The organism is Caballeronia jiangsuensis (assembly GCF_046030135.1).
GTDB classification, from domain to species: domain Bacteria; phylum Pseudomonadota; class Gammaproteobacteria; order Burkholderiales; family Burkholderiaceae; genus Caballeronia; species Caballeronia jiangsuensis.
Genome location: NZ_JAQQDB010000014.1, coordinates 109,593 through 135,267 on the forward strand (window position 1 = coordinate 109,593; position 25,675 = coordinate 135,267).

The window sequence follows — 25,675 nt, forward strand, 5'->3', positions numbered from 1 at the left end:
AGTTGTGATTGCCTGATCTCACGCGGCGAGCGGATGCGCGTTCTGTTCGTCCCACCACACCGTCACGCGCGCGCCGGGGCCGGCGCGTTGCGCGTCGTAGTCGGCGTCGCTGATCATCGAGACGAGCTCGGGAGAGCCGTCGAGCGGATCGAGCGTCATGCGCAGATGCGTGCCCTGATACTCGGCTTCGCGCACCGTGCACGCGAGTCCGCCGATGCGCAGAAGACCGCTGTCGCCCGCGCTCGTGCCGGGCGCGACGCCGTGCGGCGCGATGCGCAGATGATCGGCGCGCACCGTGAATAGCCGCCCGTTCGAACCGAGCACGTTATGACCGCCCAGAAAGCGCGCGACGAATTCCGTGCGCGGCCGGTTGAATACGTCGAAAGGCGTGCCGCTCTGCTCGATATGACCGTGACTCATCACGACGACGAGATCGGCGAGGGCCATCGCTTCTTCCTGCGAATGCGTGACGTGCACGAAGGTGATGCCGAGTTCCTTCTGCCAGCGCTTGAGTTCGGCGCGCATCTGCACGCGCAGGAAGGGATCGAGTGCGGAGAGCGGCTCGTCGAGCAGCAGGCAGCGCGGCTCGTTGAGGAGCGCGCGCGCAAGCGCAACGCGCTGCTGCTGTCCGCCCGAGAGTTGCGCAGGCTTGCGGTTCGCGTAGGCCGACATCGCGACGAGTTCCAGCAGTTCGCCCGCGCGCTTCCTGCGCGCTTCCTTCGCGACGCCGCGCACCTTGAGGCTGAACGCGACGTTGTCGAGCGCAGAGAGATGCGGGAAGAGCGCATAGCTCTGAAACACCATCGCCGTGCCGCGCGCGACCGGCTGCTCGCGCGTGACGTTGCGCCCGCCGATCAGCACATCGCCTTCGGACACCCACTCGTGGCCCGCGATCATGCGCAGCGTCGACGTCTTGCCGCAACCGGACGGACCGAGCAGACAGCAATATGCCCCGCCGGGAATGCGCAGATCGATGGCGTCGACGGCGAGCGCATCGCCATAGCGCTTCGAAACATGCACGAGCTCGATATCGGCCGGGCTCGCGCGAACCACCGTGGATGCCGGTTGAACCATGAAGGCTTGTCCTGTTGAAGACGCTGATGGAATACAGCGGGCAAGCCATTGCAAGACATATGCCATTCGTGTCCGGCCGCACGGTCGCGTTGCACGTCCAGAACGCTCCACATACGCTGACAGCAGGTGTCGACGAATTGGCGCGCATATTGCACACGATCGCGGACCCCGATCGTCGGCATCCGCAGACGCCTGACGTGTGCGATCGAGGTGCGGATCACGTCCGCTATGGGGCATGACCTAACCAAACCGGTTCATCACATTCGACAATGAACGACTTCGCTCCGTTGAAGACGCATGGACGCTTCGACTATCGGCCGATCCACGAAAGCGATGGTTATCGCTGGCCGAACGGCGCGGGCCTCGCGGTCTATCTCGGCTTCAACCTCGAACACTTCGCGTTCGGCGAGGGGCTTGGCGCGGCGCTCGGGCCGCTGTCGCCGCAGCCCGATGTGCTCAATTACAGTTGGCGCGAGTACGGCAACCGTGTGGGCGCGTGGCGCTGCATCGAACTGTTCGATGCGCTCGATTTGCCCGCGGGCACGCTCATCAATACGTCGCTCTATGATCACTGTCCCGCGCTCCTCGAAGCATGCGCCGCGCGTGGCGACGAACTCATCGCGCACGGTCACACGAACGCGCAGCGCCAGAGCGATCTCGACGAAGACGGCGAACGCGCGCTGCTCGCGCACTGCCGCGCGCGCATCCTCGAATGTTCGGGCGCAGCGCCTTCGGGATGGCTCTCGCCGTGGATCTCCGAATCGCATCGCACGCCGGACCTGCTTGCCGAGACGGGCTTCCGCTACACGCTCAACTGGTGTCACGACGACCGGCCCGTGCGCATGAACACGCGCGGCGGCCCGCTCTGGTCGATTCCGTATCCTCAGGAGCTGAACGATCTGCCGATGATCATGGCGCGTCACATGGACATGCGCGACTTCGCGGACATGATCATCGACCAGTTCGACGAGATGCTCGAACAGACGCTGCGCGCGCGCTCGCCGCAGGCGCTCGTGATGGGCGTCGCGCTGCATCCGTATATCGTCGGGCAGCCGTACCGGTTGCGGCATTTGCGGCGTGCGCTGGCGCATATCGCAGCGGCGCGCGAGGATATCTGGCTCGCGACGCCCGGCGCGATAGCGCGTCATGCCGAAGAAGCCGTGCCCGTGCCGGCGCAGGCCGCATGAAGAGCGGGAAGGAGAGCGCGGACGCGCGCGTCTATCGGTCGATCTTCGAGGGCGTGCTCAATCGCAGGCTCGCGCCCGGCACGAAATTGCCCGAGCCCGAGCTATGCGCGCTGTTCGGCGTGGGCCGCGCGGCGGTGCGGCGCGCGCTGGAAAAGCTCGCGTACGACGGCATCGTCGTGCTGCGTCCGAACAAGGGCGCGGTGATCGCGCAGCCGACCCGCGAGGAGACGCGCGCGATTTTCGAGGCACGGCGTTCGGTCGAGCGTGCGCTCGTCGAACTCGCGGCGGAGCGCGCGAGCGCCGCCGATATCGCCGCGTTGCGCGGACAGCTCGACGAGGAGCACGAGGCGATGCATCGCTTCGATCAGCCATCGTGGGCGCGGCTTGCGAGCGCGTTTCATCTGCGTATCGCGGCGCTTGCGGGCAATGCGATCCTCGAACACTATCTCAGCGAACTGATCTCGCGCTGCTCCTTGATCGTCGGCGCTTACGAGCCGGTCGGCAACGCGCCGTGCGAGCACGACGAGCACACCGCCATCCTCGATTGCCTCGAAGCGCGCGATGCCGCGGGCGCGATCGCGCACATGATGGCGCATCTGCGCAGCCTGGAGGCGCGCATCGAGACATCGCGCATGCCGGGCGCAAACGGGCTCGCGCATCTGCTCGGCATCGATCCCGCGCAACGAACCGCAGTGGAGTGACATGGAAATCGATTTCGAAGCGATTACCGAGTACCAGCGTTACAAGCTGATGGCGAGTCTCATCGTGCCGCGGCCCATCGCGCTCGTCACCACGCTCGGCGCGGACGGCACCGTGAATGCCGCGCCGTTCTCGATGTTCAACATGCTGGGCGAAGAGCCGCCCATCGTCATGATCAGCATCAACCGGCTGGCGGACGGCACGTTGAAGGACACCGCGGTGAATGTCCCGCGCGAAAAGGAGTTCGTTGTGCATCTCGCCGATGAAGCTATCGCGCAGCAGATGCATCGCTGCGGCGAACGCTTCGCCGCGGATGTCTCCGAGCTCGAACAGGTGGGCCTGAGCACGCTCGCCTCGACACGCGTGAAGCCGCCGCGTATCGCCGAGGCGCCCGTCGCGTTCGAGTGCGCGTTGTGGGAAACGCTCGAAACGGCGAGCCGCCATATCTTCATCGGCCGCGTGCTGATGCTTCATGCGCGTGACGAACTCATCGATATCGATACATGGCGCGTGCGCCTGGAGCATTACTTTCCGGTAGGTCGCTTCGGCGCGAGCGACTATGTGACGACGCGTGACCGCTTTCAGATGTGATGGCAGGCGTTCCCGACGGGGAAATCTCCACATCGAACAGCGATTTCCCCCGGCGCATCAGAACGGCTTGGTCGGCAGATACTTTCCGTCGAGCGTGATCACGGCGCGCGAGCCGCCTTCCGGATCGTCCACTTTCTTGATGTCCAGCTTGAAGTTGATCGCGCTGATGATGCCGTCGCCGAACTTTTCGTGAACCAGCGCCTTCAACGTCGAACCATAGATCTGCACGATTTCGTAGAACCGGTAGATCGTCGGATCGGTCGGCACGCCGCCGGGAATGCTGCCGCGTACGGGAATCGCTTGCAGCAAGCGAACGGCGTCTTCGCCGAGTTCGAGCTTGTCGGCCACGACTTGCGCAGCGCCGGCAGGCAACGGGTGCTGGCCGAGCAGTGCGGCGGTGACGAAAGCGAGACTCAAGCCCGTGCCTTCATTGATCTGTTCGAACGTCAGGCCTTGGCGAACCTTAGCGTCGATGATGGCGTCGGTCAGTGCTTCACGGGGGGCCTGGCTGGACAGGGATTGCGTCATGATGATGCTCCTTGCGATTGAGTCGATGTTTAAAGAAAAAGCAGTAGATCAGGCCGCGAGATTGAGTCGAGCCGGCGTTGCACATGTGTGTGGATGTTCAGCCAGGGAAACGAACTGGTTGGTCGCACCGTCGAGCGTATCGATCGAGCCGGTTTCGATGTCGTACACCCATCCGTGCAAGGCCAAATGTCCCTGTTCGAGGGCGAGCCGCACCGAAGGATGCGTCTTGATGTTGGCGAGCTGAGCGATCACGTTTTCGCGGACCATCGAGTCGATCCTGTCGCGTTCGCTCTTATGCTCGCGCGCCTCGTTGACGACCTTCGCAGAGTCCGCATAACGCAGCCAATTGCGCACGGCCGGCATGTGGTCCATGCACTTGCATGTGGCGATGGCGGTCATCGCGCCGCAGTCGGAGTGGCCGCAAATCACCACATCGGTCACGCCGAGCGCGGCGACGGCGTATTCGACGGTAGCGGTCACGCCGCCCGGTTCCGGACCATACGACGGCACGATATTGCCGGCATTGCGGATCACGAACAGGTCGCCGGGTTCGCGCTGCGTGACGAGTTCCGGCACGAGCCGGCTATCCGAACAGGAAATGAACAAGGTACGCGGGTTCTGGCTGGTGGCCAGCCGCCTGAAAAGCTCGGACCGCTGGGGGAACGCGTCGCGCTGGAATTTCAGGAAGCCGTCGATGATGTCCTGCATGTTTCGCTCCATCTGGGTCTGCGTGTTGAGAACCGATGGACGAAGAATGCGCCGGGCGAGATATAGTGTCCAAGACCGGTTTCTTATTCTCCCTATAGGCAGCGCCAATAGTTTGGAGGGGCCCATGTTGCTCCGGCACATCCGTTATTTTCTGGCGGTCGCGGAACACCGCAACTTCACGCGGGCGGCCGAGGCGCTGCACGTGTCGCAGCCGACGCTGTCGCAACAGATCATGCAACTCGAAGATGCACTCGACGCGCAATTGCTCGACCGGTCCGGTCGGACGATTCAGTTGACCGACGCCGGCGCTGCCTATGTGCGCTATGCGCAGCGTGCGCTGCAGGATCTGGAGGCGGGCAAGCGGGCCATCCATGACGTCCAGGATCTGACTCGCGGGTCACTGCGCCTCGGGATGACCCCGACGTTCACGGCTTACCTGATCGGTCCGTTGCTACGGGAGTACAACCACCGCTATCCGAACATCACGCTCGACATCCACGAGATGCCGCAAGAGCGCATGGAGGCGTTGTTGAATGAAGATGCGCTCGATGTCGGCATTGCGTTCAGCGATACGCACTCACCCGAGATCGAGACACAGGCGCTGTTCGTCGAGGCTTTGGCGATGTGGTTGGTAAGTCGCATCGCTATGCGAAGAAGCGCGCGCCGCTGACGCTTCGCGAGTTCGAAAGCGAAGCGCTCGTGTTGCTCAACGAGGAATTTGCGACGCGACAATACATCGACCGGTATTGCAGGCAACACGGCGTTGCACCGCGCATTGCGATGGAGGTTAATTCGATCAGTGCGGTCATCGAACTCGTGCGTCGCAGCACGCTCGCAACGCTGCTGCCAGCGGCGATAGCGCGCGAGCACCGCGACTTGAGTCTCGTGGACCTGGAGCCGGCGCTGCCGCAGAGAACCGCTGCGTTGCTGCTGCGCAAAGGCGCGTATCGAAGCGCGGCAGCACGGGCATTCATTGCGCTCGCACTCGAGGAAATTGCCGCTGATGGCTGAGGCCGCGCCGCTGAAGCGAAGAAGGTGGTGGAGGACATTCTCAAAGCCGTGGCGTGACTCATCCTTGACGATCGCTTGCCGATTGCGGCTTCGCAACCGCCGCCTTCACGGCCGCTATTCGCGCGCGAGCATCAGGTTCAGGTTCTGAACAGCAGCGCCGGATGCGCCTTTGCCGAGATTGTCGAAAACCGCGGACAACAAAACATGCCCGTGTTCCATGTTAGAAAACACGCTCAAGCGCATGTCGTTCGTACCGTTCAGCGCTTGCGGATCCAGGTGCGTCAGGACACCCGCCTCATGCATCGGCAAGACACGCACGTGCGCTGCGTCCGCATAGTGGCGTGCAAGGCATGCGTGCAACGCGGCGGCGTCCACCTCGGGAGCGAGCAGCCGCAACGCCAGCGGCACCGTCAACACAATGCCCTGACGAAACGCACCATACGCAGGGACGAAGATGGGCCGCTGCGCGAGTCCGGCGTGCGCCTGAATTTCCGGGGCGTGCTTGTGCGCGAGTCCCAGACCATATACCTGGAACGAAGGGGCGTTGATGGCATCTTGCCCTTCGTGTTCCTCCACGCCGGCACGACCGCGTCCGGAGTAGCCGGACACCGCATGAATGCTGACGGGATAGTTGCCCGGTATGAGCCCAGCCTGCAACAGGGGACGCAGCAAGCCGATGGCCCCCGTCGGATAGCAGCCGGGATTGGTGACCCGACGCGCGCTCGCGATGCGCTCGGCCTGTCCCAGCGTCATCTCCGGAAAGCCGTATGTCCAGCCCGGTTGTGTGCGGTGGGCCGAACTTGCGTCGATGACTCTGACGGCAGGATTGACGATAGCGTCTACCGCCTCGCGTGCCGCGGCATCGGGCAAACAGAGAATGGCGATATCGCAGGCGTTGATGGCTTCGGCGCGACGGCGCGCATCCTTGCGTTCTGCGGCGGGAAGCGTGAGCAGCGTGATGTCGGTCCGATTGCGCAGCCGTTCTTGGATTTGCAGTCCGGTGGTGCCCTGATCGCCATCGATGAAAACAACGGGAGCGCTCATACGCCAATTCTCCGAGTGGTTGTACCGGGTTGAAGGAGGCCCCATGTTCACCGAATCGCTAGAATAGGGAAAGTTGAATTTCATGACCTGAACATTCAGTTTTTCTGAACCTGGACGACGACATGCGAGAGATCAGCCTGGACCGCTTGCGCACTCTGATCGCGATTACCGAGCGTGGCTCATTTGCCGATGCAGCGCGCGCGTTGAATCTCGCGCCTCCGACGGTCAGCCTCCATATCGCTGAACTCGAAGACCGCGTTGGAGCGCCGCTCCTGTCACGGAAGCGCGGGCAGGTAAAGCCGTCGGCGATAGGAGAGGTGCTGGTGGAGCGTGCGCGTCGACTGCTGGCCGATGCGGAGCAGGCGCTGGACGATATCCAACGCCAGGTGCAGGGGCTCGAAGGGCGCGTGCGGCTCGGTGCGTCGACCGGTGTGATCGCGTACTTGTTGCCGCAAACGCTCGAGGTGCTGCGCCAGCGCAATCCCGCGATCGATATTCAGCTTGCGGTGCTCACGTCGCAAGAAACGCTGTCCCGATTGGCGGATGGGACGCTGGATATCGGGCTGGTCGCGCTGCCACAGCCGCCAGTGGCTGGACTCGTGATAAAGCCTTGGCGCCGCGACCCCGTAATGGCTTTCGTGCCGGCGCATTGGCGATGCCCGGCTCGTGTAACGCCTCAATGGCTCGCGGCTCAGCCTCTCATTCTCAATGACGCGACTACGCGTCTCTCGCGCCTGACGACGGAGTGGTTTGCGACCGCGGGGCATCATCCTGCGCCGCGCATTCAGCTCAACTACAACGACGCGATCAAGAGTCTGGTAGCGGCAGGTTATGGCGCGGCGCTCTTGCCCCATGAGGCCACGACGCCTTTACCCGACAGGCGCATCGTCATGCGTCCGCTGCGCCCGGCGTTGTGGCGTCGACTGGGCATTGCACACCGTGCAGGGCACGTCGAGCGTGCCACTCAACACGTACTCGATGTGTTGTGGGATCTGCGATTGGCGTAGGGGTTAGACGAGTGCCTCACCATATGCCGCTGCAAAGGCGTGAGGCACGCGTTTGCTCGACGAGCCCCCAGCGTCACGACACCGGCAAGCCATTACGCCTGCGTAGTTCGCGGATCAAAGCGCTGTGATCCAGCTCGCCGTCGCCGTGTTCGACCATGTCGGTGAAGAGGCCATCGACGAGCCCAAGCACCGGCAACTCCAGCCCCACGCTTTGCGCAAAGCTGAGCGCCGTCTTCGTATCCTTGATTTGATACTTGGCCGGGCCGCCCGGCTCGAAATCCTGCGCGATCATGCGTGCAGCGTGCTGCCGGAGGATCGTCGAGTCGGCGAATCCGCCGAGCAGCGCCGCGCGGACCTGCGCGGGATCGGCGCCGCCGCGTTCCGCGAGCAGCATCGCTTCGGCGACGGTGGCGATCGTACTCGCGACCATCATCTGGTTGACGAGCTTCGCGAGCTGGCCCGTGCCCGCCGGGCCGATGCGCGTCGGACGGCCCATCGTCTGTAGCACGCCGCGCGCGCGTTCGAATACTTCCGCGTCGCCGCCCGCCATGATCGCGAGCGTGCCGTCCTGCGCGCCTTTCTCGCCGCCGGACACGGGCGCGTCGAGATAGCCGATGCCGCGTTCCGCTGCGGCCTGCGCATGGCGCTGCGCGGTATCGACAGGAATCGAGCTCATCACGATCAGCACGCTGCCCGCACGCATTCTGGCGACGATCCCGTCGTCGCCGAGCAGGATGTCGTCGCACGCGGAGCCCGAGCTCAGCATGCAGATGACGACATCCGCATCGCGCGCAGTTTCGCTTGCGTGACCGACCACCTCGATGCCCGCCGACGCGAGCGGCGCCGCCTTGTCCAGAGTGCGGTTCCACGCCGCGACCCGGTAGCCGGCGCCGACGATGCGCCGCGCCATCGGCGAACCCATGATGCCCGTGCCGATGAAGCCTACCGCGAGGCCGGCGCGCATCATGCGAACTCGCGCCGGCCGAAACGCACCGGGCGCTCCGTCACGATCAGCGCCGGAAAGCCGGCACGAAAGCGGTCGAGGTGCGGCGTCCGCAAGTGTGCATCGAACGCGGCGCGATCGTCGTAGACCTCGTAGAACATGACGCGCTCCGGCGTTTCCTCCATCTGCACGATGTCGAACTGCCGGCAACCGGGCTCGTCGGCGAGCGAGTGCCGCGCGTCGTCGCGTGCGAGCGCGAGGAAGTCGCGAACACACTCGGCCTTCACTTCGAACTCCGCGACGACCACGAAGCCTTGCGTTGCGCTATGCATGCTGAAATGCTCCATCCGATGCCATGACGTGTGTCCTTCACGCTGCCTTCGCGGGCTTGCCGAGCGCACTTTGCTCCATCTCGCGACGCAGCGCGACAACATCGAGATCGCGTTCGAGCTCGACATCCTCGAAGCGAACGATGGTGTCCTTGGCGACCGGGCGCTTGAGCCTGACGTTATGCGCGAGCCCGATCGGCAAGCCGCCGATCGCAAGGCTCTTCGATGCCGGGATCGCATTGGCCCAGACCGCGTAGCCGCCTTCGCCGTCGAGCATCTCGCCGGGCTTGAGGTCGCGCTTGGCGGTCGCCACGGCGTCGCCGCGGAATTCCTTCGACGAACCCGTCGCCTCGCCGCGAAGCACGGCCGACAGTACGCTCACGCTGGTTTCGAGGCCGATCATGTGGAACGGGCGCCACATCGAGCCGTACCAGCCGGTCGGATCGACGAGCAGGCCGTACTGCTCGAAGCACGCACGCGCGTATTCGTTTGGCGCCTTGAACGTGACGAACACGCCGTAGCGGATGTTGTTGAACACTTCACGTCCGTCCGGTTCCTGGCTCGCGGCGATGTCCACGAGACCACTGCGCGAAAGACGTCCGCCATCTTCCGCTGGCCGGAAGACGCGCGCCAGGTCATGCAGGCCGGCAGGAGGGAAGGCGAGGCCATTGTCCGGGCAATCGAGGCCCGTGCCGTTCGCGACCGCCGCCATTTCGATTGCGGCTTTGGTGCCGTCGGTGAACGAGTTGTACATCTTCGGGTTGAAGTCGCCCTTGGCCACTTCTTCCTCGGTCCAGCCGAAGAAGCCCCATACCGTGTCCGGTGTCGAATAGCGATAGCGCGGCTCGAAATTCATGCCCTTGCCGGCCGAGGTCAGCTCGAAGCCGCAAGAGCGCACCCAGTCCACGAGTTCGCAGATGATCGCGGGCTGGTCGCCGTATGCCATGCTGTAGACGAGACCGCGCTCGCGAGCGCGGGCGGCGAGCAGCGGGCCGCACATCGCGTCGGCCTCGACGTTGACCATCACCACATGCTTGTTGCCTTCGATCGCAGCGAGTGCGTGACGCACGCCGGCGATCGGATGGCCCGTCGCCTCGATGATGCATTCGATCTCATCGCAGGCGGCGAGTGCGGCGGCATCGTCGAGAACGCAGGTAGCGCCGGTCTTCACGGCATCGGCGAGGGTGCGCGCGCCGTATTGTTCGGCCGGCCAGCCGACTCGCGCGAGCGATGCGCGTGCCTTGCCGACATCGAGATCGGCGACGCCCACCACGTGCAGCCCTTCGATATGACGTGCCTGCGACAGCACCATCGAGCCGAACTTGCCGGCGCCGATCAGGCCGACGCGTACGGGGCGCCCGGAAGCGTTGCGTGCCTGGAGCAGACTGGAGAGATTCATTTGCAATCCTTTGTGGTCGAGTCTATGGATCGTGGCCGCGAGCGCGGCGCGCGGTGAGTGGCCGGGGAGGCATGATCGAAGGCATGACAGCGGTGCGCCTTGCTTGCGAGCAAGTGTAGTCAGGGGGTTCAGCCAGAACAATTAACATTTCCGAGGCGATTTGTTAGCCAGGCTTCAACGTCAGCGGGCGGCGGCAAGCTGAGAAGCGGCTTGCCAGGCGGCACGCTCGGCGCGCAGCCAATCGAGGAACAGGATCACTTTCTTCTTGTGCAGATGCTCGAACGGACAGACGATCCACTGCGTCGTCAGCCGGATCTCCGGAGGCTCGCGCACCGGGCAGATCAACGTGCCGTCGCGCAGCTCGCGCCACATCATGAGCGTGCTTTCTAGGGCGATGCCCATGCCGTCGACGGCGGCATCGATCGCCATATGGCTGCGGTCGAACAATACGCGCTGCCCCGGATCGAGCGGGTCTGCGTGCGCCACCGAGAACCAGTGCGGCCACTGGACCTGCGACTTGATCGAATAGATGAGCCGATGACGCCGCAGGTCGGCGGCATCGAGACTCGACGGTGCGCAGTACGCGGGCGAGCAGACCGGCAGGAACGATTCCTCGGTCAGCGGCTCGACATACAAGCCCGGCCATTGCCCGGTGCCGTGACGGATCTCGATATCGACGGATTCCTGTGCGAAGTCGGTCATTTCATTGGTGCCGTTGAGACGCACTTCGAGATCGGGATGACCGTCGAGGAACGAGCGCAGGCGCGGCAGGAGAAACTTGGTGGATAGCGTTGGCGTCGCGCGCACGGTCAGGAGCGTGACGGAGCGCAACCCGCGTATACGCTGAGTCGCGTCGGCGATGCGGTCGATCTCTTCTGAAATCATCGCGAAGTAGCGCTCGCCTGCTTCGGTCAATGCCACACCACGTCCGACCTTCGTCATCAACGCCGTGCCCAGATGTGTCTCCAGAGACTGGATTTGCTGGCTGACGGCCGATGGTGTGACGTTCAGTTCCGCGGCCGCGCGAGAGATGCTCCCCGAACTCGCCGCAGCATGAAAAACACTGATGGCCCGCAATGGCAGATACATGATCACCCTTTAGATTGGCTACACCTTTGCGCAAAATAATTGAATTGTCCTTCACCAACAAGCCTCTTATATTTTGCACACGCAGGACCGGCGGCGCCTCGACAAGAGTCGAACAAGTGTCACCACGTGCCCGCGACGCCATACAGACAAGTGGCGCGTGAACACGGAAGTTCATATAACAGGAGACAGCATCATGAGCACGTCGAACTCGCCGCGACGCATTTCGCGACGCGCGGTGTTGAAGGCTGCGGCAGCCCTTCCGCTGGTAACGATATGGACCCGGCCCGCACGCGCCGCCGAATTCACCTACAAGCTCGCTACCGGGCAATCCCTTAATCAGCCGATCAATACGCGTCTCAAGGAAGCCATCGACCGCATACGCGAGGCGAGCAGCGGCAGGCTCGAGATCCGCTTTTTCCCCGCATCGCAACTCGGCTCGGACACCGACCTGCTATCGCAGACGCGCTCGGGCGCTGTCGAGTTCCTCAACATCTCGGGCTCGGTGGCGTCGACGGTGATCCCGCTCGCGGCCATCACCAATCTCGGCTTCGCGTTCTCGGACTACGATCAGGTCTGGCGCGGCGTCGATGGCGATCTCGGCACGATCATTCGCGCGCAGATCGACAAGAGCGGGTTCGTGTCGGTTTCGAAGGCGGCGGACAACGGCTTCCGGCAGATCACGTCCACCACGAAACCCATCAAGGCACCCGACGACTTGCGCGGTTACCGCATTCGCGTGCCGGTCTCGCCGATGTTCACGTCGCTCTTCCAGACGCTTGGGGCGAACCCTACGTCGATCAACTTCAACGAGCTCTACACCGCATTGCAGACGCATCTCGTGGACGGCCAGGAAAACGGCCTCGTCACGATCGAAGCGGGCAAGCTCTATGAAGTGCAAAAGTACGTGGCCGAGACCAATCACATTTGGGATCCGTTCTGGCTGCTCGGCAACCCGCGTGCATTCAACGCACTGCCCGACGATCTCAAGACGATCGTGAGGCGCGAATTCGACCGTGCGAGCGTCGAGCAGCGTGCGGATGTCGCGCGCTTGAACACGTCGCTGAAGTCGCAGCTCTCCGGTAAAGGCCTGACCTTCGTTCCTGCGGACAGGGACGCGTTTCGCGCAGCGCTCACGAAATCCGGCTTCTATGCGCAGTGGCGCGACAAGTTCGGCGCCGGTCCCTGGAGCGCCCTCGAAGCGGTAACGGGGAAAATATCATGAGCGCGGCACACAATCTGGAGGTGCCTGGGCCATCGCTCGTACGCGATCATCACGGCGAGAGCGGCATCGAACGGTGGTTGCGTCGTGGCATCGAGGTGCTCGCGGCAGCGGCGGTCGTCGGAGAGGTGGCGCTGTTGTTCGTCGGCATCGTGGCGCGTGCGGTGTTTCATCATCCGCTCATCTGGTCGGACGAACTCGCGTCCATCCTGTTCCTGTGGCTTGCAATGCTGGGCAGTGCGCTCGCGGTGCAGCGTTCATGTCACATGCGCCTGACCTTCTTCGTATCGCACATGACGCCGCGCGCGCAGGCGTGGGCCGAGACACTGGCGGTCGCTGCGGCGGCGGCTTTCTTCGCGCTCGTGATGCATCCCGCGTTCGACTATGTGCAGGATCAGGCATTCGTCGAAACACCGGCACTCGGCTGGTCGGGCTCGGTGAGAGCACTGGCGATTCCCTTCGGCTGTGCGGCGGCATTGATCAGTTGCGGCCTGCGTCTTGCACGGCATGACCGGCGGCATATCCTCGGTGCGCTGGGGCTCATCCTGCTGATCGCGCTCGGCTGCTATCTCGCCAAGGCGCCATTGACGAACATGGGGCAGGGCGCGCTGCTCGTGTTCTTTGTCGGCGTGCTCGGCACGGCGGTGATGGCGGGCGTGCCGATCGCCTTCGCGTTCTCGCTCGCGACGAGCGCCTATTTACTGACGACCACGTCGACGCCGCTCAGCGTCGTGGTCGGGCGCATGGACGAAGGCATGAGCACGCTGATCCTGCTCGCCGTGCCGATGTTCGTGCTGCTCGGGCAACTCGTGCATGTGACGGGCGTGGCGCGCGTGATGGTCGCGTTTCTCGCTTCGCTGCTCGGTCATGTTCGGGGCGGCATGTCGTATGTGCTGCTCGGGGCGATGCTGCTGATCTCGGGTATCTCCGGATCGAAGACGGCCGACATGGCGGCGGTTGCGCCCGTGCTTTTCCCCGAGATGCGCAAGCGCGGGATGAAGGACGGCGAGCTGGTATCACTGCTCGCGGCGTCCGGTGCGATGAGCGAAACGATTCCGCCGTCGCTCGTGCTGATCGCGATCGCGTCGGTGACAGGCATTTCGATCGCGGCGCTCTTTACCGCGGGCATTCTGCCAGCGATCGTACTTGCTCTCGTGCTCGGCGTCGTCGCATGGTGGCGTGCGGGACGCGACGAAAAAACGGACGCGAGCCGCGCGGGCGCGGTGAGGGCGCCGTGGTCGCAAGTGCGTCGCACGTTTGTCATCGCACTGCCGGCGCTACTGCTGCCGTTTCTGATTCGCAGCGCGGTTGTCGAAGGCATCGCGACGGCGACGGAAGTATCGACGATCGGCATCGCGTATTCGCTCGTGATCGGCCTTCTGATCTATCGCGGCGGCCTCAAGTGGAAAGCGATCATGCCGATGCTGCTGCAGACGGCGGCATTGTCCGGCGCGATTTTGTTCATCGTCGGGGCGGCGAGTGCGATGGGCTGGGCGCTGACGCAGTCCGGCTTCTCGCACGATCTTGCGAACATGATGACGAGGGTCCCGGGCGGTGCCGCCGGCTTCATGCTGGTATCGATCGTCGCGTTCATCGTGCTCGGCAGCGTGCTGGAGGGCATTCCGGCCATCGTCCTGTTCGGGCCGCTGCTGTTTCCGGTCGCACATCAGCTTGGCATCCACGAGGTGCACTATGCGATGGTCGTCGTGCTCGCGATGGGACTCGGCGTCTTCGCGCCGCCGTTCGGCTTGTGTTATTACGCGGCGTGCATCATCGGAGAGGTATCGCCGGAAGCGGGGCTCAGGCGTATCTGGATCTATCTGGGCATGCTGCTTCTCGGGCTGATAGCCATTGCTTTTGTTCCGTGGATCTCGACGGCCTTTCTTTGAACGACCTCGATCAACGAGAGCGCAGAGTCCGCCATTGCCTGCAGATCATCGACGTCGCGGAAGAGGCGCAGCCGCTGTTCTTCGTCTTCGATGAACTCGCCTCGCAGGCGGATTTTGGTCAGAAGCGTTCGCAAGATCGTGCGAAATGGCGGCGAGCATCAGCGTGCGGTCATCGACGAATTTTCGGCGTTGCGCCTGCAGCGCGTTGAATGCGTTGATGGCTGCACGCAACTCTTTTGGACCCGCTGCACGCACGGGCCCGGCTCGCAGATCGCCTCCTTTCTGACGAAGCTCTTCGGCGAATTGCCTGATCGGTCTTGCCAGAAAGTAAGTGGCAAGCATTGAGGCCGCGAGGATCAACGACGCCACGGACGCCAGTGCCGTTGCGAGCCTGGCGGGAAGTAGATTCCCTCCGGGGTACGCTGAGTTTTCGCACGCTCGATCTTTGCAAATCGTTGTCTTCGCCATCTGTTTTATTTATCGACGTTTCTGACCGGGTTCGCAGCCATTGACGTTCCGGATGTTCGCAGGACGGCTTCGGAGCCTTATCGGGACTCGGTCTTCAGCGATACGGGCAACCTGGTTCTGCGACAGAAAACTCCGCTTCGAATTCCAATATCTGGTTAACCCCGTCTACGGCCTGTGCGGAACTCTTTCTAGCATGACGAGAGTTCTGGATTAATCTGCGCAGCCAAGGAGATGGAACATGAGCAGTAACATTAACGTAAGAAGCAAGGAACTGGACCGACGTTCGCAAAATAACGCGGCGGCCAGGCCACCGTTTTCTCGCATCATCCACGCCGGAGCGGTGGGTGGATTGGCGGGCGCGATTGTTATCTGGATTTACGAAGCGCTGATCTGGGTGGGCGTGCAGCATCTCATGCCGCTCGCCGGCATTCCCCGGAACGCAACAGGGCTAGTTTTTGGTAAGGCTTTTCAAGAATCGATCGGCATCTGGGCCTACGTCATCGGCACCGCAATTCATTTTGTCTTTGCCATCGGTTGGGGCGTGTTGTTCGCCGCGATATGGCCGTACTTCCGTCGACGTGGCTATGAGGCTACTTTCGTCGCGCTCTTTTACGCAATCTTCGCCTGGATTGTGATGCACGTCGCCATCGCGATCGCGTCGGACAATCACCCGAACTATCTGGACCCGATCGTCATCATTGGCGGCTTCATGTCTCATTTCTGTTTCACTGTTCCGCTTGCGCTTGTCGTCAAGCGAATGCTCGCGTCGGGTGCAGTTGAAAGCGCCAGCTAAAGACTGCATTTTGCTTTGGAGACGCTATGGGTGAGTTGACACAGAGTTCGCTCGCGCAGGAACTCGTTGTCGACGCCGGCCGTTATGCGCTTGCCATCACGCTCCCAATGTCGCCCGCGGTCGCTGTACTGTATGAGTGCCGCGCGGTCGGGAAGATAGAGATGACGCGCGCCCGATATGAACGGAACGGTCAGGAGGAGTATCGCTTCGTATCGTTGTCCAGCCATGCTTCGATAGACTCGGCGGCACGCGCAAGTTCAATACTGACCGACTCATCGAGCGTGGCAGGTGGGTCAGTGAGGATCGCGGCCAGAATGGTGTCGGTGCGTTGCAGTTCCGTACGTTGAATGCGTGCCGGTTCGATTTCGCGCATTTGCACGAGCCACGCCGCACCGGAGATCAGATACGCGAGTTCTTGCGCGCGCATGACAACGGATTCGATCTCCGGATGCATGTCCAGCGCGATCATTACCAAGAATGCTTTGTCTTGCAAACTTTGGCGCGAACGCAAGGCTTCGTCGCTTGTAACTGTTGCTGTCTGAAGGTAGCCCAGCACGGGACGCATGCATGCAATCAGCGAAAGGATCGCGGCGAGCGATGATCGCGTACGCCCTCCGATGTTTGACGCAGCACACACGAGTAGACCTACTGCACAACCGACCAGGGTATCGACGCCGCGTGCGATCAACAGTGCTTCAGGGTCTTTGATCGCATGACCGCCTGACGCGATCGTGAGCGCTATCGCGGTCACGAATATGACGGCGACAGCATACTTGCGCACCACTAGCAGTTCGACGATGAACTGCAGCGCCATGAGCGTCGCAATGAGCGACAGCCCGGTGGGATGCAGTACGAGCACGAGTGCCGCAAGGCCGATACCGACGAGCGTGCCTACGGTTCGATCGATGCTTCTTCGCATAGACGCCTGAAGATTCAGTCCCTGATGCAGTATTAGCGTGGCGGCCGCCATCGCCCAATAAGCGCGCGTGAGCCCGAGCATTTCGCCCAGCGAGCCTGCAATCGCGACTGCAATCCCGACCCGCAACGCGATGTTCCATGCCCTCGTTCCAAAGCGCGCGTCCCTTGCGATTCGCTCCACAGCGCGAAGCTGTCCTAGCGGAAGGCGTGACATGGTGGTATCGAGGGTCGTTTGTGTGCACGCCAGGGAAGCGATCTGTCGGACACGGTCTTGCTCGGCGGTTCCGTCCCGCGAGCAGTTGCAACGGGCAAAGATCAGATGCAACTCGAGCCCGAGAGCCCGGAGCGTAGTTATCTTCCCGTCGCCCGGCACATCCCTGGGTTGACGGTTCACCAGTGCAATCCACATTTCATGCAAGGCAAGTGCAGCCGAGTGGCGTGCGATCTCCCGCGCGGGTTCATCGGCCGTCGCGAGCAGGTGCGCAATGGCATTCGCTGCATCGACGAGCGCGGCGCGTTCCGGACCCCTCGGCGCGACCAACGCACCGGCCATGTGGGTTAGCCATGAGATCGCGCCTCCGGCGAGAATGAGAAGAAAAACATGGCTCAGGGGAAGACTGGTCACGGGCATCGCGGTCGCGGCGGCGCAGGCGAGAACGATCATATAGGCGCCTGGGGGACCGATCTTCAACGAAGCCGAGAAAAAGCTTGCAAGCATCGCGATGCCGACGACCAACGGAACCGCTGCATGCGGCAGACCTTGTACCGCGACGCCGGCCGTCACCGCTGCAGCGAAAGTTATAGCGATACCGGCAAGCACGAGCGCACGATTACGATAGGGCCGATCCGATGCATAGAGCGACGTGAATGAACCCAGCGTCGCAACAAGCCCGGCGGAGAGGTCGCCATTGATCAGCCACGAAAGCAATAGCGGGATGCCGAGGCTCAATGCTGCGCGGAAGGCGATCGGCCATCTCGGGTTGGCGAGGCTCAGCAGCGCAACGGTATTGGACTTGGCAGGGCGCATATCGGAACTCTCCCGTCGTGCGGCTAAGCTCGGCACGCTTGAGCAGTCGTCCGTCTCAGTGTGTCTATGTGAGGCGCTGGTCGCGCGTTTGGATAGCGAACGCCAGTCTTGAAGCTTTGCTCGCGCGACAAGCATACACAGCCATGTGTAGCTTCAGATACCACAACGTACCTTCTGTTGCCGATCCATCGTGGACCGCGACGGGGAAAATCGACGCTCCCACGGCCTTTTCGTTAAGGACTTTGCTCTTCGCGCCGTAAACCAAGCAAGCGCCGAAGCGAATCGCTCGTCGCCTGTCGCTTCATCTTCCTGAGGCGCAAATCAATCCGACTCCGCCCGATCGCGCACTTGTCATTCGAGGGAATTTTTCATGGCCTCGACACGCTCCGATATTCCCAGCACGATGCGTCGCAAATTCCTTTCGACGCTCGTCTTCGGCGCTGGCTCCCTCGTGCTTTCCGCTTGTGGAGGCGGCGGCGCGAATTCGTCGAATGCGGCCGATTCGTCGACCAAGACGGGCCCGAACACGAACACGAGCACCGGCTCGCAAGACACGAGCGAACCCACGCCAAGTACGGCCGCCGGTTCGCAGAGCGCGAGCGATGCCAGTCCAGGCATGGCCAGCGGCACTCACGGCGTAAGCGACACCGGCCCGAACGGCGTCCTCATCGACACGTCCTTCGGCGTGAAGGGCGACGGAACCACGAACGATCGCGTTGCATTGCAGGCCGCGATCGACGGATCGGTCGGGCAGATTCTCCTGATCACCGGGCAAAGCCGGATCGACATCACGGGCCTCACGCTGCGCTCGAACACCCACATACGCTTCGCGCAGGGCGCTTCGATCAAGCTGCTGGCTCACAATACCGACTGGTATCAGATGATGCGCATTTGGGATGTGAGCAACGTGAACATCGAGTCGCCGTACCTCGACGGCAGCAAGTCGCTCAATGCGGCTACGTCGGGGGAGTGGGGCATGGGCATCTCGATCGCCGGCAGCTCGAACGTCACGATTACGTCGCCGACGACCATCGACTGCTGGGGCGACGGCATCTACATCGCGAACAGCTATATCGAGGACGGCGTGACGAGCAAGGCCGTGACGATCACCAATCATCTCGCGGACGGCTGTCGTCGCCAGGGTGTGACGATCATCTCGGGCGACACCATCACCTTCGACCATCCTGTCTGGCAGAACATAGGCGGAACAGCGCCGCAGGCGGGGCTCGATATCGAGCCGAATGACAACACGGCGGTGTTCCGGGCGATCAGGATCGTCAGCCCGAAGACGCTGGGCTGCGCGGGCCCGGGCATCCAGATCGATCTGGGATCGCTCGCGGGACCGGTCGCCAAGACCGTCGATATTCAGATCACCAACCATATCGACAACAGCCAGACCGATGGTCCGTTCAGTGTCGGCGGCCTGGAACCGAGCGGCTACATCGTGACGGGCGCGATCACGAGCACAAATCCGGTGTGGAAGGAGAACTGGTATCTGGGCGACTGGATGCCGTCAGGCCCGAACGTCTCGGTGGTGAACCCGACGATCGGCTAAGGTCGCGATGCGGGAGTTAGAAAGGGCATCGGGCGAGGGACTAGCCATAAGCAGCCAATCGACATCGGCGCGTAAATCGTCAACAATTGCCCTCGGCATAAGCAATCGACGTTAAACATGACCGCCAAAAAACTGTTCTATTACCCCAGCAATGCAAGCATGGCCCCCCACATCGTTCTGGAAGAAATCGGCCAGCCTTTCGAGTTAGTACTTGTAGATCGCACGCAGGATGAGCATAAGTCGGCAGACTATCTACGACTGAATCCCAACGGATTGATTCCCGTATTGGTTGATGGCGACACGGTGCTGTACGAGACGGCGGCCATTTGCCTGCATTTGGCCGATACGCATCCGGAAAGCGGCATGGCGCCCGCACTGGCAACGCCGGAGCGGGCCGAGTTTTACAAGTGGCTCATGTGGTTGACGAACACACTGCAAGCGGCGTTGATTGTCTATTTTTATCCCGAGCGTTGGGTGGATGCCGGCAACGCGCCGGGCGCGAGGCAAGTGCAGACTCATGCTGAATTGAAGATCGGGATATTGCTTGAACAACTGGAGTCGCAACTTCAATCGAGCGAAGGCCCCTGGTTACTGGGGAGCCAATATACGATCCTCGATCCCTACGCATTCATGCTCTGCCGATGGACAAGGGGTTTCACGAAACCCGCGCGCGAATGGCCACTGCTCGGTCAGTATCTGCAACGGATGCTAGCGCGACCTGCGATCCAGCGCGTGATCGAATCAGAAGGGCTTGCGGCTCCATTGGTGTAATACGATGTGGCCTCGCCGCCGGTGATCGATCGAGAAGCAATGGACATCGATACCCGGATCGCCGAAAATCGGCGCACGTGCATCGACGATCTGACCGAGCCTGGATTACGTAAGTTGTCCAAGAAAGGAGCGCATCATGCCGACCCTATCCCTTTCGAGCGGTACAACCATCGACGAGATTGCGGAACGCATCTATCGCATCTCGACGCCGGTCGAGATCCCCGGTGGGGGCGGCTTTTCGTTCAACCAGTATCTGATCGACGACGACGAGCCCCTGCTATTTCATACCGGTCTGCGCAGGCTGTTTCCCGTCGTGCGTGAAGCGGTCGAACGCATCATATCGATCGATCGTCTGCGCTATATCGGCTTCTCTCATTTCGAGTCCGACGAATGCGGCGCACTCAACGAGTTTCTCGCGGCCGCGCCGCATGCGGAGCCGTTGTGCGGCCAGGTCGCGGCCATGGTCTCGGTCAGCGATTATGCCGACCGGCCGCCACGCGCGATGAATGATGACGAGACGATCTCGCTCGGGCAGCACAGCGTGCGCTGGCTCGATACGCCGCATCTACCGCACGCGTGGGAATGCGGCTTTCTCATGGAGACTGCGTCGGCGACGCTGCTCTGTGGCGACTTATTCACCCAAGGCGGTTCGCACCTCCCGCCGCTTACCGAGGGCGATATCCTCGAACCCAGCGAGGCGTTCCGTCACGAGATGGATTACTTCTCACACACCAGGAACGCCCGCTCAATGCTTGAACGCCTTGCTGCATTGCAGCCGACAACGCTGGCCTGCATGCACGGCAGCGCCTGGCACGGCGATGGCGCGGCCTTGTTGCGCGCGCTCGCCGACAGCGTCGAACGCGTTTAGCGCGACGCACCCGGCGCCACCAGACCGCGACGCGGAATGGGGGTGGAGAAGACGATCGAGGTCCGCGTCTCACCGTAGGTGTTGATGGTGGCGAGAAAACGCTCCAGCGCTTCGAGGCTGGTGGATACCACGGTCACGATGTAGGAATCGGCGCCGGCGACGTGATGGCATTCCAGCACCTCGGGCGCGCGGCGCAGCTTGTCGAGAAACGTCTTTTTGCCGGGCTGCTGCACGGTGATGCCGACAATGGCGCGCACGGCGTAGCCGAGCTGCACGGGATCCAGGTCGGCGCCTACAGAGCGCACCACGCCGGCGTCCTTCAGGCGCTTGAGTCGTTCCACCGTTGCGGGCACCGACAAACCCGCGGCAAGGGCCAGGGCCTTCAAGGGCGCGCGCCCATCCTCCTGTAGCGCCATCAGAAGCGCCCATGCTTTGGCGTCGAGTTGAAGTGCTTCGGTCATGACGGGCTTCCACCTGAAAAATCGAAGATGAACTGAATTTTCGGTTGGTGTTTTATTCTGTGCAAGCCTTCGATGCCGTCGGATAATCCCCGACATGGATCTCATTCTGTCGTCACCCATCCCCGTGCTGTTCGGCCAATCGCTACTGATCGGGCTGTCGATCGCTGCGCCGGTCGGGCAGATTGGATTGCTGGCCATTCAGCGCACGCTGGATCATGGCCGCCCTGCGGGGCTCGCCACTGGATTGGGGGCGGCACTCGCCGACGCGGTGTACGGCGCCATCGGCGCGTTTGGCGTCACCGGATTGATCGGCTGGTTGTTGAGCCTGAGGCTATGGCTGGGCCTGTTCGGTGGCGGCTTTCTGCTGTGGCTTGCCTGGCGCATCGCGACGAAGCCGGCAGTGCGCAGCATGAATGCCTCGCAGCCGACCAGCACGCTACTGCGCTATATGGCCGGCACATTCGTGCTGACGATGTCGAACCCGACCACCATCCTGTCGTTCATGGCCGTGTTCGGTGCACTGGCAGGCCGCTCGCCTTCGGCATCGCCTTGGGTGATGGTTGTCGGCGTGCTGGTGGGCTCGGCACTATGGTGGTTGATCCTGTCGGCCGGTGTGGGTCGGTTGCGCAACCGCTTCGACGAACGTTGGCAACGCGCCGTCAACCTGTGCTCTGCCGCGCTGCTGGCTGGACTCGGGTTATGGCAGCTTGGCCAGCTCATCGTATGACCATCGGAGGATCAAGCCATGACGCACCGGCTGAACGCCAGCCACAGGATCGTGGTCGACGCTGCAATCGACCAGGCCTTCATGTTCTTCACGCCGGCCGGCGAGGAGCTTTGGGTCGACGGTTGGACGCCAACCTACGTCTACCCCCGCGACGGCCGCACAGAGTCCGGTATGGTGTTCACCACCGGTCAGGGTGATGAGCTGACCATCTGGACCCTGACCGACTTCGACCGCAAGGCACACCGATCGTGCTATTCGCGCTGCACGCCGGCCTCGCGCACCGGTCTTGTCGAGGTGCGTTGTGTGGCACTCGACGAGGCGCGCACCGAAGTATGGGTAAGCTACGAGCTCACAGCGCTGAACGCTGCGGGCGAACAGGCGCTCGAAGGTTACGAAGGCGAGCGCTTCGCCGCAATGATCGACGACTGGGCACGCAAGATCGCAGCTTGTCGCGAGTTGCTGCTGGCAGCTTCAATCTGCTGAAGGGCTCGGCACGTGGCTGTAGCAGCTTCACGGCTGAGTTGATATCGACGTACACCGCCAATTGTGCGAAGTGCCAGTCGAATCCGAGGACTGTTCTCCGCGCCTGAGCAGTCGATATCATTTGAGTGTCGCTGCGTCGCTGTTCATCGAACCACCTTTCTACCGACGACAATGGCCGATCTTCACACGCGAATTGCCAACAGCTTCAACGCGCAGGGCTTAATGCTGACACTCGGTGCACAGCTTCTCCTCGTTGAAGACGGGGAAGTGCACATCGGCCTGCCATTTTCAAGTCATCTATCTCAGCAACAAGGCTATCTTCATGCGGGCGCTACGTCGAGCATTCTAGACAGCGCATGCGGATATGCAGCGCTGACGAAGTTAGCGCCTGATTTTGATGTGGTCACAGCAGAGTTCAAGATTAATCTTTTGCGGCCAGCTGTTGGTGAGCGCTTTCTGGCTATCGGACGAGTACAGAACGCGGGCAAGACCCTTACCGTGTGCACGGGTGAAGTCCGTGCGTTTTCCGGAGATGGGGACGAGCATAGGGTGATTGCGATCATGCAGGCGACAATGGCTAACCTTCGCCGGTAACGGCTGTGCCCCTTGCCGCGCGGCCTGAAGGCGAGTTGAAGTGTGTGAACTGACGCCTGGCTGGCAATCACATTCGCGGATCAGCTGGCCGATGCACCGCGTGTGTCGCCGCGAAGCCCCTATTGGCGCGGTGGAACCATCGTGGGCGGGACGACCCAGGCTGCCGTCGGCACCATGTAGTAGGGCGGTGCGCTGCGTCGCATCAGCGTGCCGGTGACCGAGAGCGTCACGCCGTTCGGAAGCGGTGGCCCGATGATAAGCACCCGGGGGACCATGACCCGACCTTGCGCGTCCTGAGAATAACGCTTGTCGATCACGCACAGCGGTGGGTCCATCGCCAGCAGCGAGACGGGTTGTCGGGAACCGCCGTCCGTTTCCATGACGTCCTGCACGGGCGTGCCGCGAAGCGTCATGGTCGTTCCGACCGGGAAGCAGACAGGGGCGGCGGCCCAGGCCGCGCTAGCCCACATGAAGGACAGCACGCAGAGAAGGCAGTTCTTCACGAAACAACTCTCCTGTTCAGCGGTCGATTTCGAACCGTGCGCTTCGTGCCGATCAGCGCCCGCGCTTCCCTCCTTACCTTTCCACGGCAAGGGGAAACCGCTTCTAGAACCTGAGTCTAGCAAGGTCGACGGCAATGGCGAAGTTCGTCCCTGCCTGATGCGCACACCCGCGTCACCGAAAAATTTCCGAACAATCGAGCGGCCTATAATGGTCTCACGATCTTCGACAACGTCTCTGGAATATCGAGGTAACGGGAGAAGCGACAGGCCGCCTTGGCTCCCGAACACCGGTGCCGACCTCAACTGGATTGTCAGCCGGTACTTGCGTGGCAAATCGAACAGTAACGTCCGTGTAGGGCCAGGAGCAGCCTGGAGCAGGTGTCGTTCCTTCGATCGATGACAACCAAGGAGAAGTTCAATGGGAGACGCGTATATCGGTGAAATTCGCATGTTCAGCTTCGGCTGGGCACCCAAGGGCTGGATGCTGTGTCAGGGCCAGACGCTGCACATCGCGCAATTCCAGGCGCTGTTTGCATTGATTGGCAATTTCTACGGTGGGGATGGGGCAACGACGTTCCAGTTGCCCAATATAACGCCAATGCCGGTGGCCGGTGGCGACGCAAACGGAAAGCCTTATCCGCCGATGAACTTTGCAATCTGCATAAACGGCATCTTCCCAAGCAGGGACTGAGCGCACCCGGCGCGGCGATTCGTGTTCCCAGTCGCCGCGCCGAGGCTGAGTCCATTAGTGGTTCCGGGTGCCGTTTGTCAGAAGCGTTTAAAAACTTAAGGATGACTGAGAATCGCCGCTGTACGGATGAGCGCTTCCTCGATTTGCACGACCAGTCGACGCGATTCCCGGCGACATCGGATCTGAGTCATGGACTCGTCTCTGCAACGGATGCTCGAAGCGATCGATGCCGACAAGGCGAAACTGGACGCGGTGCGTCCGCTTTCGCCTCCGGCTCTGGCTTCGCTGCGTACAAGGCTGGGGCTGGAATGGACGCCTGATGCGCGCGCAATCGAGCACCACACACGCTCGCTGCACGAGACTCAGATCGTGCTCGACAGCATGACGATGGACGGCAAATCGCTGCCGCAGCACTGCGAAACGATGGGTCGTCGCGGCGCGATGCGTTACCTCGATTCGATCGTCGCGAAGAATGAGCCCGTGGCCGCATGGCAGATCCGGAACATCCACAACGTCGTGTTGAGAGGCCGTGTCGGTGAGGAAGCCTGCCGCTATCGACATGTGAATGTAACGATAGCTGGCGCGCATACGACTCCGCCGGATTTTCTGGATCTGCCGGCCGAATTGGCCGCGCTCATCGAGTGGCATGCGAGCGGGGAGCATATGCATCCTGTCGCGCGTGCCGCCGAGTTTCATGCGCGGTTCGTCAAGATCCATCCATTTATGGATGGGAACGGCAGAACGGGGCGCCTGCTCTTGAACGTCGAGTTGATGAAATCCGGCTATCCCCCGGTCGTTATCCGGAACGAAGATCGCGCGACGTATTGCGGTTCGCTGGACGACGCTTGCGTGAGCAACGACTACACGGGCATTGCCCGGTTGATCGCCGAATCGGTCCAGCGGTCGATGGACATCTATCTCGACGCGCTCGGATTGCTTGTCGATCGCCGGCTTGGCGACGCGCCGTGATCGTCCGTATCGCGTTTGCACCAGAGCCTCATGGAATTTTTATTAATTGACATAATCTTTATGATCAATTTTTTTTAAACTGCGTACATGAGATTCGCCCACACAGATCCATTCAGAAAGCCGATACCCC

27 protein-coding genes and 1 pseudogene are annotated in these 25,675 nt (G+C 62.1%); 17 read left to right on the plus strand and 11 right to left on the minus strand.

Going from position 1 to position 25,675, the window contains the following annotated elements; genetic code table 11:
- Window positions 1-18: 18 nt before the first annotated feature.
- Window positions 19-1,074: an ABC transporter ATP-binding protein gene (locus PQR08_RS16920; protein ID WP_250486666.1), complete on the minus strand. Its 1,056-nt coding sequence runs from the start codon at window positions 1,072-1,074 to the stop codon at window positions 19-21.
- Window positions 1,075-1,343: 269 nt separating this feature from the next.
- Here PQR08_RS16920 and PQR08_RS16925 point away from each other — a divergent pair, with 269 nt between their 5' ends.
- The 3 genes from PQR08_RS16925 to PQR08_RS16935 are packed head-to-tail and all read left to right on the plus strand — an operon-like array spanning window position 1,344 to window position 3,551.
- Window positions 1,344-2,261, plus strand: a complete 918-nt coding sequence (locus PQR08_RS16925) for a polysaccharide deacetylase family protein (RefSeq protein WP_250486667.1) — start codon at window positions 1,344-1,346, stop codon at window positions 2,259-2,261.
- The gene (locus PQR08_RS16930) at window positions 2,258-2,962 is read left to right on the plus strand and encodes a GntR family transcriptional regulator (RefSeq protein WP_238212165.1); all 705 of its coding nucleotides are present in this window, start codon (window positions 2,258-2,260) and stop codon (window positions 2,960-2,962) included. Before PQR08_RS16925 ends, PQR08_RS16930 begins: the two co-directional genes overlap by 4 nt.
- 1 nt (window position 2,963) lies before the next feature.
- Window positions 2,964-3,551: a flavin reductase family protein gene (locus PQR08_RS16935; protein WP_035500558.1), complete on the plus strand. Its 588-nt coding sequence runs from the start codon at window positions 2,964-2,966 to the stop codon at window positions 3,549-3,551.
- A 57-nt stretch (window positions 3,552-3,608) separates the two neighbouring features.
- Here PQR08_RS16935 and cynS read toward each other — a convergent pair whose 3' ends face one another.
- Together cynS and PQR08_RS16945 are read right to left on the minus strand one after the other, a co-directional pair.
- Window positions 3,609-4,079, minus strand: coding sequence for a cyanase (cynS, locus tag PQR08_RS16940; protein WP_187607113.1), 471 nt, complete (start codon window positions 4,077-4,079; stop codon window positions 3,609-3,611).
- Between the two features lie 48 nt (window positions 4,080-4,127).
- Window positions 4,128-4,787 (minus strand): carbonic anhydrase, encoded by a 660-nt coding sequence (locus PQR08_RS16945; protein WP_250486669.1) that lies wholly within the window; start codon window positions 4,785-4,787, stop codon window positions 4,128-4,130.
- A 124-nt stretch (window positions 4,788-4,911) separates the two neighbouring features.
- Here PQR08_RS16945 and cynR point away from each other — a divergent pair.
- Window positions 4,912-5,798 (plus strand): annotated as a pseudogene (gene cynR, locus PQR08_RS16950) (transcriptional regulator CynR).
- Between the two features lie 114 nt (window positions 5,799-5,912).
- Here cynR and argC read toward each other — a convergent pair.
- A complete protein-coding gene (gene argC, locus PQR08_RS16955) occupies window positions 5,913-6,842 on the minus strand; it encodes an N-acetyl-gamma-glutamyl-phosphate reductase (protein ID WP_408161846.1) in 930 nt (309 codons plus the stop codon).
- Between the two features lie 122 nt (window positions 6,843-6,964).
- Here argC and PQR08_RS16960 point away from each other — a divergent pair, with 122 nt between their 5' ends.
- Window positions 6,965-7,849 (plus strand): LysR family transcriptional regulator, encoded by an 885-nt coding sequence (locus tag PQR08_RS16960; RefSeq protein ID WP_250486673.1) that lies wholly within the window; start codon window positions 6,965-6,967, stop codon window positions 7,847-7,849.
- 73 nt (window positions 7,850-7,922) lie between these two features.
- On the opposite strand, the gene PQR08_RS16965 is transcribed toward PQR08_RS16960, so the two are convergent.
- From PQR08_RS16965 to PQR08_RS16980, 4 genes are all read right to left on the minus strand, one after another.
- A complete protein-coding gene (locus PQR08_RS16965; RefSeq protein ID WP_250486674.1) occupies window positions 7,923-8,816 on the minus strand; it encodes an NAD(P)-dependent oxidoreductase in 894 nt (297 codons plus the stop codon).
- A complete protein-coding gene (locus PQR08_RS16970) occupies window positions 8,813-9,124 on the minus strand; it encodes a putative quinol monooxygenase (RefSeq protein ID WP_250486675.1) in 312 nt (103 codons plus the stop codon). The genes PQR08_RS16965 and PQR08_RS16970 overlap by 4 nt, the downstream gene beginning before the upstream one ends.
- Before the next feature lie 37 nt (window positions 9,125-9,161).
- Entirely contained in the window at window positions 9,162-10,520 is a 1,359-nt protein-coding gene (locus tag PQR08_RS16975; RefSeq protein ID WP_250486676.1) for an NAD(P)H-dependent oxidoreductase, read from the minus strand.
- Window positions 10,521-10,700: 180 nt separating this feature from the next.
- A complete protein-coding gene (locus PQR08_RS16980; RefSeq protein WP_213233979.1) occupies window positions 10,701-11,609 on the minus strand; it encodes a LysR substrate-binding domain-containing protein in 909 nt (302 codons plus the stop codon).
- 193 nt (window positions 11,610-11,802) lie between these two features.
- Here PQR08_RS16980 and PQR08_RS16985 point away from each other — a divergent pair, with 193 nt between their 5' ends.
- The 4 genes from PQR08_RS16985 to PQR08_RS17000 all read left to right on the plus strand — a co-directional run bounded on the left by PQR08_RS16985 (window position 11,803) and on the right by PQR08_RS17000 (window position 15,978).
- On the plus strand, window positions 11,803-12,831 hold the full coding sequence (locus PQR08_RS16985; RefSeq protein ID WP_250486677.1) for a TRAP transporter substrate-binding protein: 1,029 nt from the start codon (window positions 11,803-11,805) through the stop codon (window positions 12,829-12,831).
- Complete coding sequence (locus PQR08_RS16990; RefSeq protein WP_250486678.1) at window positions 12,828-14,717, plus strand: TRAP transporter large permease; 1,890 nt, start codon at window positions 12,828-12,830, stop codon at window positions 14,715-14,717. Before PQR08_RS16985 ends, PQR08_RS16990 begins: the two co-directional genes overlap by 4 nt.
- Window positions 14,714-14,926 carry a hypothetical protein gene (locus PQR08_RS16995; RefSeq protein ID WP_250486679.1) on the plus strand — a complete coding sequence of 71 codons (213 nt, stop codon included), beginning with the start codon at window positions 14,714-14,716 and terminating at the stop codon, window positions 14,924-14,926. The genes PQR08_RS16990 and PQR08_RS16995 overlap by 4 nt, the downstream gene beginning before the upstream one ends.
- Before the next feature lie 497 nt (window positions 14,927-15,423).
- Window positions 15,424-15,978, plus strand: a complete 555-nt coding sequence (locus PQR08_RS17000; protein ID WP_250486680.1) for a hypothetical protein — start codon at window positions 15,424-15,426, stop codon at window positions 15,976-15,978.
- A gap of 190 nt (window positions 15,979-16,168) precedes the next feature.
- On the opposite strand, the gene PQR08_RS17005 is transcribed toward PQR08_RS17000, so the two are convergent.
- The gene (locus PQR08_RS17005; protein WP_250486681.1) at window positions 16,169-17,923 is read right to left on the minus strand and encodes an FUSC family protein; all 1,755 of its coding nucleotides are present in this window, start codon (window positions 17,921-17,923) and stop codon (window positions 16,169-16,171) included.
- A gap of 370 nt (window positions 17,924-18,293) precedes the next feature.
- Between PQR08_RS17005 and PQR08_RS17010 the strand changes: the two genes are divergently transcribed.
- The 3 genes from PQR08_RS17010 to PQR08_RS17020 all read left to right on the plus strand — a co-directional run bounded on the left by PQR08_RS17010 (window position 18,294) and on the right by PQR08_RS17020 (window position 21,117).
- Window positions 18,294-19,478 (plus strand): right-handed parallel beta-helix repeat-containing protein, encoded by a 1,185-nt coding sequence (locus tag PQR08_RS17010; RefSeq protein ID WP_250486682.1) that lies wholly within the window; start codon window positions 18,294-18,296, stop codon window positions 19,476-19,478.
- Window positions 19,479-19,595: 117 nt separating this feature from the next.
- Window positions 19,596-20,249: a glutathione S-transferase family protein gene (locus PQR08_RS17015; RefSeq protein ID WP_250486683.1), complete on the plus strand. Its 654-nt coding sequence runs from the start codon at window positions 19,596-19,598 to the stop codon at window positions 20,247-20,249.
- 136 nt (window positions 20,250-20,385) lie between these two features.
- Complete coding sequence (locus PQR08_RS17020; protein ID WP_238292239.1) at window positions 20,386-21,117, plus strand: oxygen-binding di-iron domain-containing protein; 732 nt, start codon at window positions 20,386-20,388, stop codon at window positions 21,115-21,117.
- Here PQR08_RS17020 and PQR08_RS17025 read toward each other — a convergent pair.
- Window positions 21,114-21,578, minus strand: coding sequence for an Lrp/AsnC family transcriptional regulator (locus PQR08_RS17025; protein ID WP_250486684.1), 465 nt, complete (start codon window positions 21,576-21,578; stop codon window positions 21,114-21,116). The two genes, PQR08_RS17020 and PQR08_RS17025, sit on opposite strands and share 4 nt — an antisense overlap.
- A gap of 94 nt (window positions 21,579-21,672) precedes the next feature.
- On the opposite strand from PQR08_RS17025, the gene PQR08_RS17030 reads away from it, so the two are divergent.
- The 3 genes from PQR08_RS17030 (at window position 21,673) to PQR08_RS17040 (ending at window position 23,382) form a co-directional block, all read left to right on the plus strand.
- A complete protein-coding gene (locus PQR08_RS17030) occupies window positions 21,673-22,305 on the plus strand; it encodes a LysE/ArgO family amino acid transporter (RefSeq protein ID WP_187606714.1) in 633 nt (210 codons plus the stop codon).
- Window positions 22,306-22,323: 18 nt separating this feature from the next.
- Window positions 22,324-22,788 (plus strand): SRPBCC family protein, encoded by a 465-nt coding sequence (locus PQR08_RS17035; RefSeq protein WP_238292233.1) that lies wholly within the window; start codon window positions 22,324-22,326, stop codon window positions 22,786-22,788.
- A 171-nt stretch (window positions 22,789-22,959) separates the two neighbouring features.
- Entirely contained in the window at window positions 22,960-23,382 is a 423-nt protein-coding gene (locus PQR08_RS17040) for a PaaI family thioesterase (RefSeq protein ID WP_238292231.1), read from the plus strand.
- Window positions 23,383-23,501: 119 nt separating this feature from the next.
- On the opposite strand, the gene PQR08_RS17045 is transcribed toward PQR08_RS17040, so the two are convergent.
- Window positions 23,502-23,885 carry a hypothetical protein gene (locus tag PQR08_RS17045; RefSeq protein WP_250486685.1) on the minus strand — a complete coding sequence of 128 codons (384 nt, stop codon included), beginning with the start codon at window positions 23,883-23,885 and terminating at the stop codon, window positions 23,502-23,504.
- A 418-nt stretch (window positions 23,886-24,303) separates the two neighbouring features.
- Between PQR08_RS17045 and PQR08_RS17050 the strand changes: the two genes are divergently transcribed.
- Both PQR08_RS17050 and PQR08_RS17055 read left to right on the plus strand, forming a co-directional pair.
- The gene (locus PQR08_RS17050; protein ID WP_029672539.1) at window positions 24,304-24,576 is read left to right on the plus strand and encodes a phage tail protein; all 273 of its coding nucleotides are present in this window, start codon (window positions 24,304-24,306) and stop codon (window positions 24,574-24,576) included.
- Between the two features lie 210 nt (window positions 24,577-24,786).
- Complete coding sequence (locus tag PQR08_RS17055) at window positions 24,787-25,545, plus strand: Fic family protein (protein WP_250486686.1); 759 nt, start codon at window positions 24,787-24,789, stop codon at window positions 25,543-25,545.
- Window positions 25,546-25,675 lie beyond the last annotated feature (130 nt).

Excerpts from the sequence above, each read along its gene's own strand:
- PQR08_RS16920 (WP_250486666.1), bottom strand. The coding sequence starts at position 1,074 with ATGGTTCAACCGGCATCCACGGTGGTTCGCGCGAGCCCGGCCGATATC.
- PQR08_RS16925 (WP_250486667.1), top strand. The coding sequence starts at position 1,344 with ATGAACGACTTCGCTCCGTTGAAGACGCATGGACGCTTCGACTATCGG.
- PQR08_RS16930 (WP_238212165.1), top strand. The coding sequence starts at position 2,258 with ATGAAGAGCGGGAAGGAGAGCGCGGACGCGCGCGTCTATCGGTCGATC.
- PQR08_RS16935 (WP_035500558.1), top strand. The coding sequence starts at position 2,964 with ATGGAAATCGATTTCGAAGCGATTACCGAGTACCAGCGTTACAAGCTG.
- cynS (WP_187607113.1), bottom strand. The coding sequence starts at position 4,079 with ATGACGCAATCCCTGTCCAGCCAGGCCCCCCGTGAAGCACTGACCGAC.
- PQR08_RS16945 (WP_250486669.1), bottom strand. The coding sequence starts at position 4,787 with ATGCAGGACATCATCGACGGCTTCCTGAAATTCCAGCGCGACGCGTTC.
- argC (WP_408161846.1), bottom strand. The coding sequence starts at position 6,842 with ATGAGCGCTCCCGTTGTTTTCATCGATGGCGATCAGGGCACCACCGGA.
- PQR08_RS16960 (WP_250486673.1), top strand. The coding sequence starts at position 6,965 with ATGCGAGAGATCAGCCTGGACCGCTTGCGCACTCTGATCGCGATTACC.
- PQR08_RS16965 (WP_250486674.1), bottom strand. The coding sequence starts at position 8,816 with ATGATGCGCGCCGGCCTCGCGGTAGGCTTCATCGGCACGGGCATCATG.
- PQR08_RS16970 (WP_250486675.1), bottom strand. The coding sequence starts at position 9,124 with ATGCATAGCGCAACGCAAGGCTTCGTGGTCGTCGCGGAGTTCGAAGTG.
- PQR08_RS16975 (WP_250486676.1), bottom strand. The coding sequence starts at position 10,520 with ATGAATCTCTCCAGTCTGCTCCAGGCACGCAACGCTTCCGGGCGCCCC.
- PQR08_RS16980 (WP_213233979.1), bottom strand. The coding sequence starts at position 11,609 with ATGTATCTGCCATTGCGGGCCATCAGTGTTTTTCATGCTGCGGCGAGT.
- PQR08_RS16985 (WP_250486677.1), top strand. The coding sequence starts at position 11,803 with ATGAGCACGTCGAACTCGCCGCGACGCATTTCGCGACGCGCGGTGTTG.
- PQR08_RS16990 (WP_250486678.1), top strand. The coding sequence starts at position 12,828 with ATGAGCGCGGCACACAATCTGGAGGTGCCTGGGCCATCGCTCGTACGC.
- PQR08_RS17000 (WP_250486680.1), top strand. The coding sequence starts at position 15,424 with ATGAGCAGTAACATTAACGTAAGAAGCAAGGAACTGGACCGACGTTCG.
- PQR08_RS17005 (WP_250486681.1), bottom strand. The coding sequence starts at position 17,923 with ATGCGCCCTGCCAAGTCCAATACCGTTGCGCTGCTGAGCCTCGCCAAC.
- PQR08_RS17010 (WP_250486682.1), top strand. The coding sequence starts at position 18,294 with ATGGCCTCGACACGCTCCGATATTCCCAGCACGATGCGTCGCAAATTC.
- PQR08_RS17015 (WP_250486683.1), top strand. The coding sequence starts at position 19,596 with ATGACCGCCAAAAAACTGTTCTATTACCCCAGCAATGCAAGCATGGCC.
- PQR08_RS17020 (WP_238292239.1), top strand. The coding sequence starts at position 20,386 with ATGCCGACCCTATCCCTTTCGAGCGGTACAACCATCGACGAGATTGCG.
- PQR08_RS17025 (WP_250486684.1), bottom strand. The coding sequence starts at position 21,578 with ATGACCGAAGCACTTCAACTCGACGCCAAAGCATGGGCGCTTCTGATG.
- PQR08_RS17030 (WP_187606714.1), top strand. The coding sequence starts at position 21,673 with ATGGATCTCATTCTGTCGTCACCCATCCCCGTGCTGTTCGGCCAATCG.
- PQR08_RS17035 (WP_238292233.1), top strand. The coding sequence starts at position 22,324 with ATGACGCACCGGCTGAACGCCAGCCACAGGATCGTGGTCGACGCTGCA.
- PQR08_RS17040 (WP_238292231.1), top strand. The coding sequence starts at position 22,960 with ATGGCCGATCTTCACACGCGAATTGCCAACAGCTTCAACGCGCAGGGC.
- PQR08_RS17050 (WP_029672539.1), top strand. The coding sequence starts at position 24,304 with ATGGGAGACGCGTATATCGGTGAAATTCGCATGTTCAGCTTCGGCTGG.
- PQR08_RS17055 (WP_250486686.1), top strand. The coding sequence starts at position 24,787 with ATGCTCGAAGCGATCGATGCCGACAAGGCGAAACTGGACGCGGTGCGT.